The organism is Flammeovirga sp. AWQ4_249 (genome assembly GCF_056161045.1).
This window is the reverse complement of sequence record NZ_JBSWYJ010000016.1, coordinates 26139-41175: the sequence shown is the minus strand read 5'-3', so window position 1 is coordinate 41175 and position 15037 is coordinate 26139. Positions and strand designations below refer to the sequence as shown.

Genomic DNA, 15037 nt, shown 5'->3' with positions numbered 1-15037 from the left:
TTACAAAAAAATAGATATAAATATGAAGTTAGTGGTTTCTCCAGCGAAAAGTTTAGATTATGAAACTTCGTTTCAAACCGATATTGAATCTACTCCAAGATTTTTAAATCAATCTGAACAACTTGTAAAATCATTAGCAAAGTTATCTTCAGAAGATATTGGGAAACTAATGAGTATAAGCCCTAAATTATCTGATTTGAATAAAGAACGTTTTATGGATTGGAAAAAAGACTTTGATCCAAAAAATGCTCGACAAGCTGTTTATGCTTTCAAAGGGGATGTTTATGTAGGATTGGATGCTTATTCTTTAGATAATAAACAACAAGAATACTTACAAGAACATTTAAGAATCTTATCTGGACTATATGGTGTATTAAAACCAATGGATTTAATGCAAGCATATCGTTTAGAAATGGGAACGAAATGGGGTATTGGAAAACATAAAAACTTATATTCTTTCTGGAAAGAGACGGTCACAGATTCATTGAATAGTGAATTAGCTAATGGAGAAATTTTGGTTAATTTAGCATCAAATGAATACTTTAAGGCAGTTGATAAGAAGAAGTTGAAAGCGGAGATTATAACGCCAGTATTTAAAGATTTTAAAAATGGCAATTATAAAGTCATTAGTTTCTTTGCCAAAAAAGCGAGGGGAATGATGGTACGGTATGCAACTGATAATAATATAGAGAATGTAGAGGATTTAAAGAATTTTGATTTTGAAGGGTATCATTACAATGAATCCCTAACAAAAGGGAATGAATGGGTATTTACTCGCGATCAATAATCATAATTTAATCTCACAAATAGCCACTTTAGAGTTACATCTGAAGTGGCTATTTATTTTTTCTCTTATCTTTAGTCATATTTTTTAAGTAGACTTTATGAACAAGCAGTGGTTATTTTCTAAAAGGTTAGATCTATATTTCATGTATTTGCCAATTTTGGTTACATGGATTCTTTGTTTCATATTTGATCATCAGTTTGAAACAGTTAAAATACCACTTTTCGTTTGGGTAGTTTTCGTTTTAGGAGTCGATGTTTCCCATGTTTGGAGTACAATTTTTAGAACATATCTATCCAAAGATGAAAGAAGTAACTATTCATCACCAATGAAGTGGGCTCCAATCATAGCCTTTATTTTATCCTTTTTCATCTCATGGTATTCAGAATATTTATTTTGGAGAGTCCTAGCTTATTTTGCATTATTTCATTTTATCAAACAACAATATGGTTTCATCAAACTATATGAAATTAGAGATGGTGTAAAGAAGTTTTTATTGAAAGATACATGGATGATATATTTAGGTACACTTTATCCTGTTCTTATTTGGCATTTAAAAGGAGATCGAAAATTTAACTGGTTTGTTCAAGATGACTTTTTTGTTTTTTCAATGCTTAATGACCAACAAGTTCAAGTTCTAAATATATTGTACTTTTCATTGTTATCAGCATGGGTAATTGAACAGGTATATCAATCCAAGAAAGTTAAACAAATGATACCAATCGGTAAGATACTTTGGATGGTATCTACTTTTGGTACTTGGTGGTTAGGAATAGTTTATTTCAATTCAGACTTCTCTTTTACTATTACAAATGTCGTCGCACATGGAATACCATATATGTTATTAGTATTCTATTATGTTGAAGAAAAAAAGAAGTTGGAATCACCATTAAGAAAGGTATCAAAAATAGCATTGAATGTCATTTGGATGATTTCAATTTGCTTATTATTGGGATATTTTGAAGAGTTTTTTTGGGACATTTTTATCAATAGCGAAAAGAAATCTTTCTATGGAGGGTGGACATCTTTATACCTAGAAAATGACCTAAGTCGTGCATTATGTATTGGCTTATTATCACTTCCACAAATCACACATTATATTCTTGATGGCATTATTTGGAAAGGCAATAAGAATAAGAACATGAGAAAAATCTTTGCAAATTAATTATGAAAAGAAGACAATTTGTACAATTATCCTCATCTGCTCTCTTTAGTGCTTTATTAGGTTGTGGTAATACTAAAGAAAAACTTCCCTTTACTATTGAGGTGCAATCAGATCATAAAGTAGGTCATTTAGTGTTGGAAAGTATTTTATTTCCTAAAGTAAAAGAGCCTAAAGTTGAAACCTTAATTGTTGGTGGTGGCATAGCCGGTATGACTTCCGCTTTCTTGTTAAAAGATGAATCATTCAAACTATTCGAATTATCAAACCGATTGGGAGGTAGTGCTGCATCAAACACATACAATGAGACAACATTTGCTCAAGGTGCTCACTATGATATGGTTTATCCTCAGAAGTTTGGAAAACAGGTATTACAGACATTAGTTGACTTAGATATAGTATATGAAGATGGAGCTTTTTATAACTTCAAAGATGAAAAGTATATAATTCCCAAAGACTTAATGACTACTTGTAAATTTGGAGATGAATATTATCATGAAGTTTTATTTCAATCTGAATGGGCTCATAAATTTTATCAAGCTATTGTCCCATATTATGAGAAAATGACATTGCCTTCTAGATTGTCAGATCGAAAAACAAAGGAGTTGGACAATATTACTTTTAAAAAATGGCTTGAAGACTTAAAAATTCCTTTCCCTAAAACATTTTTAGAAGGGATGGACTACCATTTAATAGATGATTATGGAGCAGGCGCAGATACTGTTTCTGCTTTTGCTGGAATAGCATACTATGCAGTAAGACCTGAAATTGGACAATGCTGTGCTACATTTTCTCCTCCTCAAGGTAATGCTTATTTTATTGATAAAATGAACTCTTTTCTTCCAAAGAATACAGTTTTCAAAGAACATTTAGTTAAAAAAATCACTAAAAAAGAAAAGGGTTTCATTACTGAGGTAATTGATATTAAAGATAAAGTAATCAAAGAGATTCATTCTGATAAAATTATCTATGCAGGTCAAAAGCACGCTTTGAAATATATTTTAAAAGAAGAAAAACAAAAACTGGATATTCAACAAGCTCCATGGATGGTGATGAATATTATCCTTAAGAATGAGAATACTATACCTTTTGGCTCTTGGCAAAATGAGAATTTAGAAGATCACTCAAGTTTTATGGGTTTTGTAGATTCATCAACTCAATATTCACAGAAAGATAGAGTATTAACTGTCTATCATTGTTTTAATGTCTCAGAAAGAGAATCTTTAAAGAAGATAGAAGGCAAAAAACAAGAAGTAGTATTGGCATCACTAAAGAAAATAGCTGAATTCTTTCAGATTGAAAGTGAAGAAGTTATTTCTCAAATTGAAAAAGTATATATAAATTTATTGGGACATGGAATGCCAATACCAAAACCAGGGTATTTATTTAATGATTTAAATGATAACCGTAGGTATAAGGAATTAGTATATGCTGGCGTTGATAATGGTAGATTACCTTTTTTAACCGAAGCAATGGACTCAGCTATTGAAGCTGTTTCTCTATTAAAAAATCAATAAACTAATAAAAATGAAAGAACTACTATTGGATTTAACACAAGGTTGGGGAGTGAGTTTAATTTACATTCTCATATTTGCTGTAATCTTATTCATTGCAAAACTATTTAAAAAGCTGGTTTACAAAGACGATGTTGATAGTCAATTGATAGACAAAGATAATGTTGCCTATGGTTTATCTATTGGTGGATATTTTTTGGGTGTATTTAGTATTTACATTGGAGCATTGATTGGTCCTTCGCATGGGTTAATGACGGACATTATTAATGTTTCTGCTTATGCATTAGGTGGTGTAATTGTCATGTTTATCTCTTCATGGATAAATGATTATATGATATATCGTCAAATGTCAATTAGGGAAGAAATTAAAAATAAACATAATGTTGCTGCAGCAATTGTACAGGTAGCAGCATCTATTGCTTCAGGATTTATGATTGCTGGAGCAATTGCAGGAGATGGTGGAGGACCATTACAAGCATTTGTGTTTTATTTAATTGGACAGGTCTTTCTAATTCTATTCACAAAAGGATACCTTAAATTTTCATCATACGATATACAAACACAAATAAATAGAGGAAATATTGCTGTAGCCTTTAGTGTAGCAGGAAAGATGGTTGCAATTGGCTTACTTGTAATGATTGCAATTGGCCATGATTTTATGGGCTGGAAGAAAACTTTTATCATGATTTGTTTAGATGGTGCTATTATGATCATCTTGTTATTTATCGTCAGTTATTTCTTTGATAAAGTAATTATTCCCAAATCAGATTTATCGTATGAATTAGTAGAGGATAAAAACATTGGTGTAGGTGTCTTAGATTTCTTTATTAATGTAATGGTAGCACTCTTAGTTTTCTTTCTGTTTTGAATTAAACAAATATAAAATACTATAAATGAAAAGTGAATACTTCATTTTTAGTGTTAATATGCATAATATCATTAAATAAGGTCATTTAATATTGATGAACTAACGTAGTTTTATATTAAACTAATTACGTTATGCATCATATTATTAAGACCTTTTTTATTTTCATTATAATCAATACAAGTTTGTATGCTCAATCCATAGATAAGGAGCATAAAATGACTGTACATAAACATTCAAATGATCGTTATGAAGTAGGGAAGAACCTTAAGATTGTCGATGGTAACGCATTGGATGCTTTAAAATTAATTCCAGCAGTTGACGTTGATGCAGATGGAGTTGTTAGTTATAGAGGGAATCAAGGAGTACAGATTTTTTTAAATAATCGACCAGCAAGTCAATCAGGAGAATATGGACCTATTTTAGAACAAATTTTAGTACAGGATATTGATTTTATAGAAATTATTTCAAATCCCTCAGCAAGATATGATGCAGATGGAACAGCAGGAATAATTAATATAAATACATCTTCATCAAATTTGAAAAGTACTTCTGCAAATGTGATGTTGGGTATGGGTACAGCAGATAAATATGATGCAGGAATTGGTCTTCAAAAGCAATATGGTAAATTTTCTTTAAATACCTCTTATAATTTTAAGGAAGAAAATAGGTATGCTTCTATGGATGCTAATCTACAAAACTTTAACGAAGACGGTTCAACTAAAAATACAGACCAAACTTATTATGGAAATAATAATTTTACCAAGCATAATTTTCAATTAGGAGGGCAGTATGATTTTGATAAATATAATAGCCTTAGTATATCAACCAATGTTGTCAAAGTAGATTGGGGAAGAGATGGTGAACTTTCTTCAGCAATTACAGAAGGAGATTCAAATCCCATAAATTCTTCTCAGGTTAATGAGATGTATGGTGACAAATTGAAAGGAGAAGTAAGGTTAGATTACATTCATAAGACAGATAGAGAAGGAGAAGAGCTAAGTTTGAGTACTGCATATGCATATGGTAATGTAGAAGTTGATAAATTCCTAGGCGACTATGAAACAAATACTAGAAATGCTTCTTTCTCAAATTTTTCTTTTCAAACAGACTATACAAGAAAACTGTCAAATGAAATATCATTAGAATCGGGGGTAAAACAAACTATTCGCTCTAAGACGGATGGTTTATATGTTACAGATTATGATGAATATACGGGAGTCTTTGAACCTGATTTATCTAGAAATAATGTATTTAATTATAATGAATATGTTACAGCTGCATATCTAATGATTTCAGGATCAAAGAAATCATTTTCTTATCAAGTAGGGGTGAGAGCAGAGCAAACTATTATTCGAACAAATCTGGATTCTGATCCTTATGACATTTATAAAAACGATTACTTCAAACTTTATCCTAGTCTCAGTTTAAAACAAAATTTATCAGACATAGATAATTTATTTTTTACTTATACCAAGAAAGTACAGCGACCAAGTATGAGAATGATTAATCCATTTGTTGATTATTCTAACCCAAGTTATATTAGACAAGGTAATCCAGACTTAAATGCATCTTTTATTGATTCTTTTGAACTTGGTTATAATTTAAATAAAGATAAATTCAACTTTAAAGGGTCAGTTTATTACAAACTATACCAAGACCCTGCAAGATGGTATACTACAGAAGGAGATGATGGAGTGATGGTCAATTCAGTTGAAAATATGGATAAGGCAGCCGATGCTGGTGTGGAATTAATTATTGATACTGAAATATCAGATTGGTGGAATGTGAATGCCAATGTCAATGTTTTTTACAGTATGATTGATGGTAGAAATATTGACCCTAATGTTTATCAAACAGGTATGAATTGGAGAACAACCATTACCTCAAATATGAAATTATGGAAAGGGTCTCAATTAATGATCGCTGGTACTTATTTATCACCACAAAATAATCCACAAGGCGATGTCGCCCAACGTTATTTTATTAATGCATCACTTTCTCAGTCCATATTTCAAAATAAAGGAAGCCTAATCTTATCATTTGATGATGTATTTGATACGCAGCTATATGAAATGACGAGAAATCAACCCACTTTCTCAGAAGATAAAACCTATGATTGGGAATCAAGAGTGATTCGCCTAACATTTAGATATAGAATTGGAAATAATAAATCAAAAAAGAAAGAAGCTCCAAAAGAAAGTATGGGTAATGATATATTTAATTAATATGATGTTAAACAAAAAGTTAATTAATTTAAATGTTTAAACCTAAACAATAAGCCTGTAGTATAACACTATATACACTACTAAAAAACTATTATTTTAAAACTATATTATGAAGTCTACTACTTATTTAAAATTACTATTATTAAGTTTATTAGGAATTACAATTTGGTCGTGTTCAAATGATGAAGTTGATGATTCTCCTACAAATTTACCTTCACAAGTGAATAGTTATGCAGCTTATTCATTTAGTTCATTTTCTTCTGGAGGTAGAGTAGATATTGAAACGAATCAAGACGGAGATATCTTTGTCAGAGTTCAGTTAGATGATCCAGCAAGCGAAGATAACGTAGTTAAAATTTATAATAATCATTTTGATGGACAAGATCATGGTGTCTATCTCACCTTGAATACTATTGCTTCAGGTGAAACAGAAAGTCTTACGGAAGTAAATAAAAGTGATGATGGATCTTTTATTTCATTTGAAGATCTTGTTACTGCAGATAGAAACATAAGAGTTTTATCAGACGAGTCCCAACATTTATCTATTAATATTTTTACTGATCTAGGTCAAAATGCGTTTGTTCAAGGTGCAGAAAAAAACTATAATATTCTAGATGCAGATTCTAATGTTGTAGCTTAATCTAAATTCTTGCCTAGAAACAATGATTACCCGATGTTTGTTGCTGTTAAGTTGACGAATGAAAATACTTCAACTGATTTTTATCCATCCATTATCGAAGGGAGTGCTGCTACTGGAGAGATTTCAAATAATGTGATAGCAGAGCTTGAGCCTATTTTGAGATTTGGAAGTGATGCATTGGGTACAATTTCAATGAATAATTTAGAAAATTATACTTCTTCAGATTCTATTTCTAATGGATTTATCGTATTGAGAGAGAGTTCTAGAGAAGGAAATGAATATGCGAGAGGTGATGTTGGGGGAAATGAACTCACAGGTGGATTTAACGAATATATTTTTGATAATGAACAAAATGAAAATTATATAGGTCGAGTTGTTCTTCAAGAAAGAGTAAATGGTTATACCTTAGTAAGTTATCAAATGACAGGAGGTGAAGATAATCCTTCTCAAAATAGTACTGTAGGATTGTTTAATAATAATCATATACAATACAATGATGGAGAAATTATGGATCTAAAAGAATATGAAGCTGGAAGTGAAGATATTTTTTATACTGATGTTCGCAATGTATCTTATTCAGATTTAACAACTACTGATAATCATATTAGGATGTTTGTTGGAACTGAAGACAGAGGAGGAAGTTATTATGCAGTATCTAATATAGGTACAGCAGCTTATACAGGTGAAAATGAACTTACTGACATAGATTATTTTGAAGGTGTAGTTGCTATTCCTCTTGAAATTATTTAAAAGAAAGAGTGAATGCTAAAACGGAATGTGTAGTGAATTTAGATTCGTCTGTCCCTCATAATAATGATTACCTTATCAAAATATTTACAGGTACTGATTTTCAAGACGAATCTGCAACCGAATTAATAGATTTGAGAATTATAAATTCAGATGGAATGACTTCTTATAGAGATTTACATTCTTTGAATTATCTAGATATTACAGGTGGTCAGGCACATTACAGAATTTATCGAAAAGAAAGTGTTGATGAATACAGTTATATAGGAGCTAGTATCATAGAGTAAAATTATTAAAATACAAAGGAAGGTTGTTTCTGAAAAGAAGCAACCTTTTTTCGTTTAAAAAGCAAAGAATAAATTATATTATTTTGAGTTAAATTTGATAAAAGTCACTTTTTATTAAAGAGTTTCATACGTTTGAATTTATTAAAAGAAAACTTATTTAAAATCAGTCTAAATAAAATTACTTTTGAGCAAATATTGATTTTAACGTTTGTCTATGAAAACTTGTAGCCTAAAAATATTTATTTTCTTTTTTACTCTGATATCATTTTTTAATGAGCTAAAAGCTCAAAATGTAAGTGATATTCAAGGTGTTGTGTCAGATGAAAATGGAACACCTATCATTGGTGCTAATGTAATAATTCAAGGAGGAAATTACGGTGATGCAACAGATGTAGATGGTAAATACAAAATTGAAAATGTCTCTGCTGGAGTTAAAAAATTGGTGATTACATCAGTAGGTTTTAAAACACTAACCCTTGAGGTAACTGTTGTCTCAGGTGAACTTTTGGAGAAAAATTTCACTTTAAAAACCTCTTATTCTAAGTTGGATGAAGTAGTGGTAACTGGTGATTTATACAGTGATGAATATCTAACCAATGCGACAACAGTTGGTACTAAAGTTCCTGTACATCCCAAAGATCTTCCATTTGCTTTGGATGTTCTATCACAATATATGTTAGACCAAATTGAACCTGTTAGAATTACTGATGCCATTCAATATGTAAGTGGAGTCAATCAAGAAACAGGCTTTGGCGGTAGAACAGATATTTACATTATTCGAGGATTTAGGTCAGAAAGAGAATCTATATTTAAAAATGGATTTAGAAACCCTATGAGAATCTATAGAGAGTCTTCTAACATTCAACAAATAGAAGTTGTAAAAGGGCCTGCTTCCGCTTTATATGGAGTATCTGACCCAGGAGGAACTATTAATATTGTTACTAAAACGCCCAAGTCTTATAAACATGGAGAGGTAAATTTCACTACCAATACATTTGGGATGGTCAGGCCTTCATTTGATATTGGTGGACCTTTAGGGAAAGATGATAAAATGAAATTCCGTTTAAACGGTGCTATTGAATCAGGCGGAACCTATAGAGACTTTATTGATACTGAACGCTATTTTTTAGCTCCTGTATTTACTTATGATGCTTCACCAAATACAAAAATTACTGTTCAAGGTGAATATTTAAATCATTCTCAACCAACCGATAGAGGAGTGCCTTTATACAATCCAGCAACAGGAGAAATGCATAGTTTTGATCCAAGTAAAAGTTTTGGTGATCCATATAATGAAACACATAACACCAATAATTTGACACAATATGAGATTGTACATCAAATAGGTAGTAAGTGGACATTTAGAAATGCTGGAAATATGTTATTTACGAATGGAGAAAGAAATGCCGTTGAAGTAAGTGGTTTTGTATCTCCAGATTCTGTAAAAAGATATTACCAAGACCAACGTCATGAAGAGATGTATCTTGCTATGCAAAATGAGATTTTAGGTAATTTTGAACTAGGATCTACAAAACATAAGTCAGTATTCGGAGTTGAGATTGCTCAAACAACGACAGATATGTTTATTCAGAAAGATGGGTCCTATGATACCGTTTCTATCTATAACACCGATTACAATCAAAGACCACCAAATGATTTGGAGCTAACAACTTCTAATGACTATCTATATACAATCAATAATTACGGTTTTTATGCCCAAGATTATATGGAAGTAACGAATTGGCTTAATTTAATTGCTGGTGTTCGTTTTGATATCTATGATCAAACCTATGAAAACCGTCTAAATGGAGAAACAACAAATAGTACTTACATGGGATTCTCACCAAGAGTGGGAGTGTTAGGTAAAGTCACAAAAGATATTTCATTATTTGGTAATTGGAGTACAGGTTTTAATCCTCAATGGGGTAATCCGGCAGATAAAGATGGAAATGTATTTGACCCAATCATTAATCAATCCTTTGATATTGGAATGAAATTCTATTTCCTTGATGATAAATTCAATATTACAACTACTTATTTTGACCTTTCAAGAGATGGTTATTTAGTGGAAGATCCGGATGATCCTGATTTCCAAATTCAGACCGGTAAGGCAAAAAGTAATGGTGTGGAATTTGATTTGCAAGGGGAACCACTTCCCGGTTGGACCTTTATGACTTCTTATTCATATACAAATGCAAGAATTACAGAAGATACAAACCCTGATAATATTGGACAGCCGTTATTAAATGTCGCTCCTCATATGTATAAATTATGGATGAATTATGAAATACAAAAAGGAGGAATGAAGGGATTTGGTGCAGGTATTGGATATAATTACGTTTCTGAACGTGCTGCTGCTTCTGTTCCAGATGCCGAAATGTTGCCAGCTTATAATTTATTTGAAGGGAATATTTTTTATAGAACGGATCGTTGGTCATCTACTTTGACCATAAAAAATATAACAAACACCGAATATTATGTCGGCTCACAAAATTATAATCGAGTTATGCCAGGAGCACCACGACATTTAGTGTTAAGTTTTAGATATTTATTCTAGTAAGAATTTATTAAATAATTTTATAGAGGTAGAAACTCCAATCTACCTCTATTTGTTTTTTATATAAATGAGGAAGATTCATCAATTTTTAGGTCTTGTATTAGGAGTGCCACTATTTATTATTGGCTTGTCAGGAAGCATATATACTTGGCAACCTGAACTTACTAGGTGGATATATTCTGATTTATATTTAGCTCAATCCTCAGCCTTAAATCTCAGTTATAAAGAAGTTGCCAAACATCTAGAGAATTTATCTTCAAAAGAAATTAAAACGTTTTATTTTCCAGAGAGAGAAAGAGAAACATATATCATCCAATATTATAATGATGAGGCTTTTTATTTCATCAATCCATCAGATGGTAAAGTATTGGGTCAAATGATGACAAGGAGAGGAATATTAGATCATATTCTCACCATTCACATGAGTTTTTTTATAGATGGCGGAAAATATTTTGTTGCCTGGACTACATTAATATGTGCCTTTATGATACTCTCTTCAGGCCTTTATTTATGGTATCCCAAAAGAAGAAAATTTAGAAAAAGAGATTTTTGGAATCTAGTGAAGTCAAATAGTAAAGGTTTTAATATCAATTGGCATAAATTAATTGGCTTGTATTGTACACCATTTATCTTGATTTTGGCACTTTCTGGACCCTATTTTACTTTTAAAATTCCATATCAGAAAATTATTGGTATTGTTGTACAAGAGAAAACAGACAAACCTTCTCAACTAACTTCCATTCAGAGTAATAAAAAACCTATGAATATTGAAGAAGCATTAGATTTCATGAAAGGTTATTTTACTGAATATTCGCCAAGGTCTATTCATTTAAATAAGACAAAAACAGCCTATTTTTCATGGCTAAAAAATCCAGAAGGTGTGGATAGTGGAATAAGAATTCGCCCGTATATGAATGTAGATATTTATACGCATCAACCTATTTATACTTTTGACCCTGATCAAACAAATACTTTAGATGAAATTACAAATCAATGGATACCTCCAATTCATTTTGGAGAACTAGGCGGATTTTTTCATCGTTTGCTAAACTTCCTCATCGGTATAGGATTATGCCTAATTATTGGTTTTGGTTTTGCATTCTACCGACAGAAGAAAAAGTAATTTTATATATTAGTGTTCTGTATGAACAAAAAAGCTTAATTGATGAATAGACCCTATAAGTTAATAACAACAACTGTAGATGCTGTAAACCCAGATATATCTTTACTAGACGGTACCGAACTTAAAAGATATAAACGCTTTATTTCTGATCAAAAAAGAGAAGAGTTCCTTGCTGCAAGAACATTTTTAAAAATTGCCTTGGCAAAAGAACTTGGTGTGAAAGCAAAACAGATTTCACTTTCTTACTCTGAAAATGGTAAACCTTATATGTCTAAAATTTATGGTGAGTTTTATTTTAATTTATCTCATAGTAATGGATACATTGTTCTGGGCATTTCCAATAAAGAAATTGGAGTGGATGTAGAACCTATTTCAGCATTAGATGAAGAAAAATTAAAATGGTTTTTAACCCAACAAGAACTTAAGGAGGTAAAATCAATACAAAGTAACGACAAAAGGAAAATGGCTTTATTTCAATTGTTTACAATGAAAGAAGCATTTATTAAGGCAACAGACAAAACATATACTCTGGATACTTTTAGTTTTTGGTTTATTAATGGGAAATGGGAGTTGCAGATTTCGGGTGAAAATCCTTGGAATTTTGATGTTAAATCTATTGGGAATGAGCTGTCAGTAGCGGTTTGCTACCAATAAAAATTAAAAAAGAAATGGAGGGAAGCCTAAGTATGAAATCATAACTTTACCTATTATAACTAAAATAAAAGTTGAAGTTAAAATAGAAATCGAAATAGCTTCAAAAGAATTTAAGCCTAAATATTTAAACACTGATGTGAACTTAATAGTCGCTAAAACTAAAGCTGCCACGATGATTATTGCAATGATCAACTTTTCCATATTTTATACTAATTAATCCTAAAAATGTTACGAAGACAAAAATAAGAAACAATGTTACTACTATTTTACATTTGTGTTATTTTTCTTTATTTTATTAACAAAATATTAGACTATCAACATCTATTTACACTGTTTCTTGAAAAATACTTTTAAGGATTGTAAAAAATAATAAGTGAATATAAATTCATTAATACGCATTAAAAAATGAATAAAAGTTTACCTGTAAATTGTATGATTTACATTTGTGAAAAACATGTAAATACACTTTTTGAATTGCAAAAAGGTGCTTAAAAAGATATAAAATTAAGAGAAGATCAATGTTTTAGCTCCTTTATTTAGAATGCACTTGAATGATTCTAATTAATTGATAAATTTACAATACAGAATCTAGGTACTAATTGATAAACTACTAACATGGAAAAAATAAAAGCTATTATTACTGGTGCTACGGGCATGGTAGGTAAAGGTGTTTTGCTGGAATGCCTTGAAAACCCTAATGTCGAAAAAGTATTAATTATTGTACGTCAATCTACTGGAATTACACACAATAAGCTAACTGAAATTGTTCATAAAAACTTTTCAGATTTCACAGCACTTATTCCTCAATTAGTGGGATATAATGCTTGTTATTTTTGCTTAGGAATATCTTCTGCAGGCATATCAAAAGAAAAATACAAAGAGATTACTTATGATCTAACGATACACTTTGCTCAAGTAATTTTACCCCTTAACCCAGATCTTACCTTCTGTTATGTTTCTGGAGAGGGGACGTCTACTGAAGAGAACTCTTCGATGAATTGGGCAAATGTGAAAGGTAAGACTGAAAATGATTTGCTAAAAATGCCTTTCGATAATGTGTATATGTTTCGCCCTGGTTTTATACAACCTGAAAAAGGGGTGTCTTCAAAAGTACCTTTGTATAAAGTAATTTATGGAATAATATCACCTCTTTTTCCAATTATCAATAAATTCTTTCCTGATAAAGTGACAACAACATCAAGGGTAGGAAAAGCAATGATTTCAGTTGTTGAAAAAGAATTTTCTAAGAAGCATTTAGATAATAAAGATATCAACAGTTTAGCATTAAGCTAAAAAAGGAAGTTGGCCGTGTAATTATTATGACAGTGAAAAGTTTTATGGCCAACATTCCTTTTTGATATTAAAAAATCAAAGTGTAGTCTTTTTTAGGCTGACAATGCATCAGCAGAATTTATAGAAAGCAATTCTTCTGTAAGAATAGGTAAAACATTATTGAGTTCTTGCTTGCGTTTCATAATACTGTTGCTTGTTTGAAAGCTTAGATCATCAACATTAATAAGCTTTGTTCCTAAACGTACTACATCAGCGGATACAGTTCTTGGAACACATAAATCCATTATGAGGTTTGGTGTTTTTCTACTAAAATGAGTAGAATGATATGTAATTTTATCAAGCTGAGCACAAGAAATCACGATATCAAAATAATGGAGATTTTTACTGTGAAAACTATAATGCATACATTGGAATCCATATTGTTTACTGATTTCTTTTGCTTTTTTCATTGTTCGATTCGTTACCCAAATATTCTGAGTATTGTAATCATTTAGATATTCACAAATTTCAGTTCCTAAGTGACCTAACCCAATGATAAGAATCTTCTTAGCTTTCCCTTTTATACTTTCTTTTTGAATTAATTTTGCAACTACCTTAGCCTTAGATATGGAATTTTCTTTGAGGTGTGTTTCTTTTAGAATTCGAGCATCAAAGCGTAAGAACTGCTCCTTCATATATTTTAGATTAATAGACGACATTTGACATTCTTCTGCAATCGTAAATGCCTTATTTAAACTAAAAAGTAGTTGATTATCATCTGATAATTTAGAGTGAACACCTATTCCTGTACAGAAAAAATGTTTGATTACTTCTTGTCCATTTTTTTCATCAAAATAGGTCACATACTCATAATAGGGAAGTTGTTTTTTGTAGTTACACAGCATTTCGAGAATTTCAATGCTTTTATTTTTAGCGTCACAATAATAGATTTCAGTTCTAGAGCAATTCGAAATGATCATAGCTTCATGAATATTTAACTCACTTTTTAACTGTAGTAAGAATTCACGTATTTCAATATCATTTAATATGAATTTTTCACGAATGAATAAATTAGCTTTTTGTTCAGAAATAGAAAAAAGTTGAAAATTGCTTGTCTTCATGGGATAGTCGTTTTGTTGTTTTTAAGTTATTACTTAAAATGGAAATTTGATCTATCACAAATGTAAAAGGATTGAAGAGAGCC

Annotated in this window: 13 protein-coding genes; 12 read left to right on the top strand and 1 reads right to left on the bottom strand. The window is 30.7% G+C overall.

All coding sequences use genetic code 11. The features are described from left to right. Positions 1-22: 22 nt before the first annotated feature. The 12 genes from yaaA to ACXAHM_RS13390 all read left to right on the top strand — a co-directional run bounded on the left by yaaA (position 23) and on the right by ACXAHM_RS13390 (position 13854). Complete coding sequence (gene yaaA, locus ACXAHM_RS13445; RefSeq protein WP_474960961.1) at positions 23-787, top strand: peroxide stress protein YaaA; 765 nt, start codon at positions 23-25, stop codon at positions 785-787. A 97-nt stretch (positions 788-884) separates the two neighbouring features. Continuing rightward, entirely contained in the window at positions 885-1949 is a 1065-nt protein-coding gene (locus ACXAHM_RS13440; protein ID WP_474960960.1) for a hypothetical protein, read from the top strand. Between the two features lie 2 nt (positions 1950-1951). Beyond that, positions 1952-3463 (top strand): flavin monoamine oxidase family protein, encoded by a 1512-nt coding sequence (locus tag ACXAHM_RS13435; protein ID WP_474960959.1) that lies wholly within the window; start codon positions 1952-1954, stop codon positions 3461-3463. A 10-nt stretch (positions 3464-3473) separates the two neighbouring features. Then, positions 3474-4328: a DUF350 domain-containing protein gene (locus tag ACXAHM_RS13430; RefSeq protein ID WP_474960958.1), complete on the top strand. Its 855-nt coding sequence runs from the start codon at positions 3474-3476 to the stop codon at positions 4326-4328. Positions 4329-4459: 131 nt separating this feature from the next. Next, a complete protein-coding gene (locus ACXAHM_RS13425) occupies positions 4460-6553 on the top strand; it encodes a TonB-dependent receptor domain-containing protein (protein ID WP_474960957.1) in 2094 nt (697 codons plus the stop codon). Positions 6554-6662: 109 nt separating this feature from the next. Then, positions 6663-7193 carry a hypothetical protein gene (locus tag ACXAHM_RS13420; protein WP_474960956.1) on the top strand — a complete coding sequence of 177 codons (531 nt, stop codon included), beginning with the start codon at positions 6663-6665 and terminating at the stop codon, positions 7191-7193. A 9-nt stretch (positions 7194-7202) separates the two neighbouring features. Beyond that, entirely contained in the window at positions 7203-7943 is a 741-nt protein-coding gene (locus ACXAHM_RS13415) for a hypothetical protein (protein ID WP_474960955.1), read from the top strand. A gap of 32 nt (positions 7944-7975) precedes the next feature. Continuing rightward, the gene (locus ACXAHM_RS13410; RefSeq protein WP_474960954.1) at positions 7976-8227 is read left to right on the top strand and encodes a hypothetical protein; all 252 of its coding nucleotides are present in this window, start codon (positions 7976-7978) and stop codon (positions 8225-8227) included. A 214-nt stretch (positions 8228-8441) separates the two neighbouring features. Next, positions 8442-10784 carry a TonB-dependent siderophore receptor gene (locus tag ACXAHM_RS13405; protein ID WP_474960953.1) on the top strand — a complete coding sequence of 781 codons (2343 nt, stop codon included), beginning with the start codon at positions 8442-8444 and terminating at the stop codon, positions 10782-10784. A gap of 67 nt (positions 10785-10851) precedes the next feature. After that, the gene (locus ACXAHM_RS13400; protein ID WP_474960952.1) at positions 10852-11907 is read left to right on the top strand and encodes a PepSY-associated TM helix domain-containing protein; all 1056 of its coding nucleotides are present in this window, start codon (positions 10852-10854) and stop codon (positions 11905-11907) included. A gap of 42 nt (positions 11908-11949) precedes the next feature. After that, on the top strand, positions 11950-12561 hold the full coding sequence (locus tag ACXAHM_RS13395) for a 4'-phosphopantetheinyl transferase family protein (protein WP_474960951.1): 612 nt from the start codon (positions 11950-11952) through the stop codon (positions 12559-12561). Between the two features lie 615 nt (positions 12562-13176). After that, entirely contained in the window at positions 13177-13854 is a 678-nt protein-coding gene (locus tag ACXAHM_RS13390; RefSeq protein ID WP_474960950.1) for a Rossmann-fold NAD(P)-binding domain-containing protein, read from the top strand. Positions 13855-13946: 92 nt separating this feature from the next. Here the strand turns inward: ACXAHM_RS13390 and ACXAHM_RS13385 are convergent, their stop codons facing one another. Next, positions 13947-14954, bottom strand: a complete 1008-nt coding sequence (locus ACXAHM_RS13385) for a glutamyl-tRNA reductase (protein ID WP_474960949.1) — start codon at positions 14952-14954, stop codon at positions 13947-13949. Positions 14955-15037: the final 83 nt, after the last annotated feature.

Coding starts and splice junctions, on each gene's coding strand:
- yaaA (WP_474960961.1), top strand. CDS start 23: ATGAAGTTAGTGGTTTCTCCAGCGAAAAGTTTAGATTATGAAACTTCG.
- ACXAHM_RS13440 (WP_474960960.1), top strand. CDS start 885: ATGAACAAGCAGTGGTTATTTTCTAAAAGGTTAGATCTATATTTCATG.
- ACXAHM_RS13435 (WP_474960959.1), top strand. CDS start 1,952: ATGAAAAGAAGACAATTTGTACAATTATCCTCATCTGCTCTCTTTAGT.
- ACXAHM_RS13430 (WP_474960958.1), top strand. CDS start 3,474: ATGAAAGAACTACTATTGGATTTAACACAAGGTTGGGGAGTGAGTTTA.
- ACXAHM_RS13425 (WP_474960957.1), top strand. CDS start 4,460: ATGCATCATATTATTAAGACCTTTTTTATTTTCATTATAATCAATACA.
- ACXAHM_RS13420 (WP_474960956.1), top strand. CDS start 6,663: ATGAAGTCTACTACTTATTTAAAATTACTATTATTAAGTTTATTAGGA.
- ACXAHM_RS13405 (WP_474960953.1), top strand. CDS start 8,442: ATGAAAACTTGTAGCCTAAAAATATTTATTTTCTTTTTTACTCTGATA.
- ACXAHM_RS13400 (WP_474960952.1), top strand. CDS start 10,852: ATGAGGAAGATTCATCAATTTTTAGGTCTTGTATTAGGAGTGCCACTA.
- ACXAHM_RS13395 (WP_474960951.1), top strand. CDS start 11,950: ATGAATAGACCCTATAAGTTAATAACAACAACTGTAGATGCTGTAAAC.
- ACXAHM_RS13390 (WP_474960950.1), top strand. CDS start 13,177: ATGGAAAAAATAAAAGCTATTATTACTGGTGCTACGGGCATGGTAGGT.
- ACXAHM_RS13385 (WP_474960949.1), bottom strand. CDS start 14,954: ATGAAGACAAGCAATTTTCAACTTTTTTCTATTTCTGAACAAAAAGCT.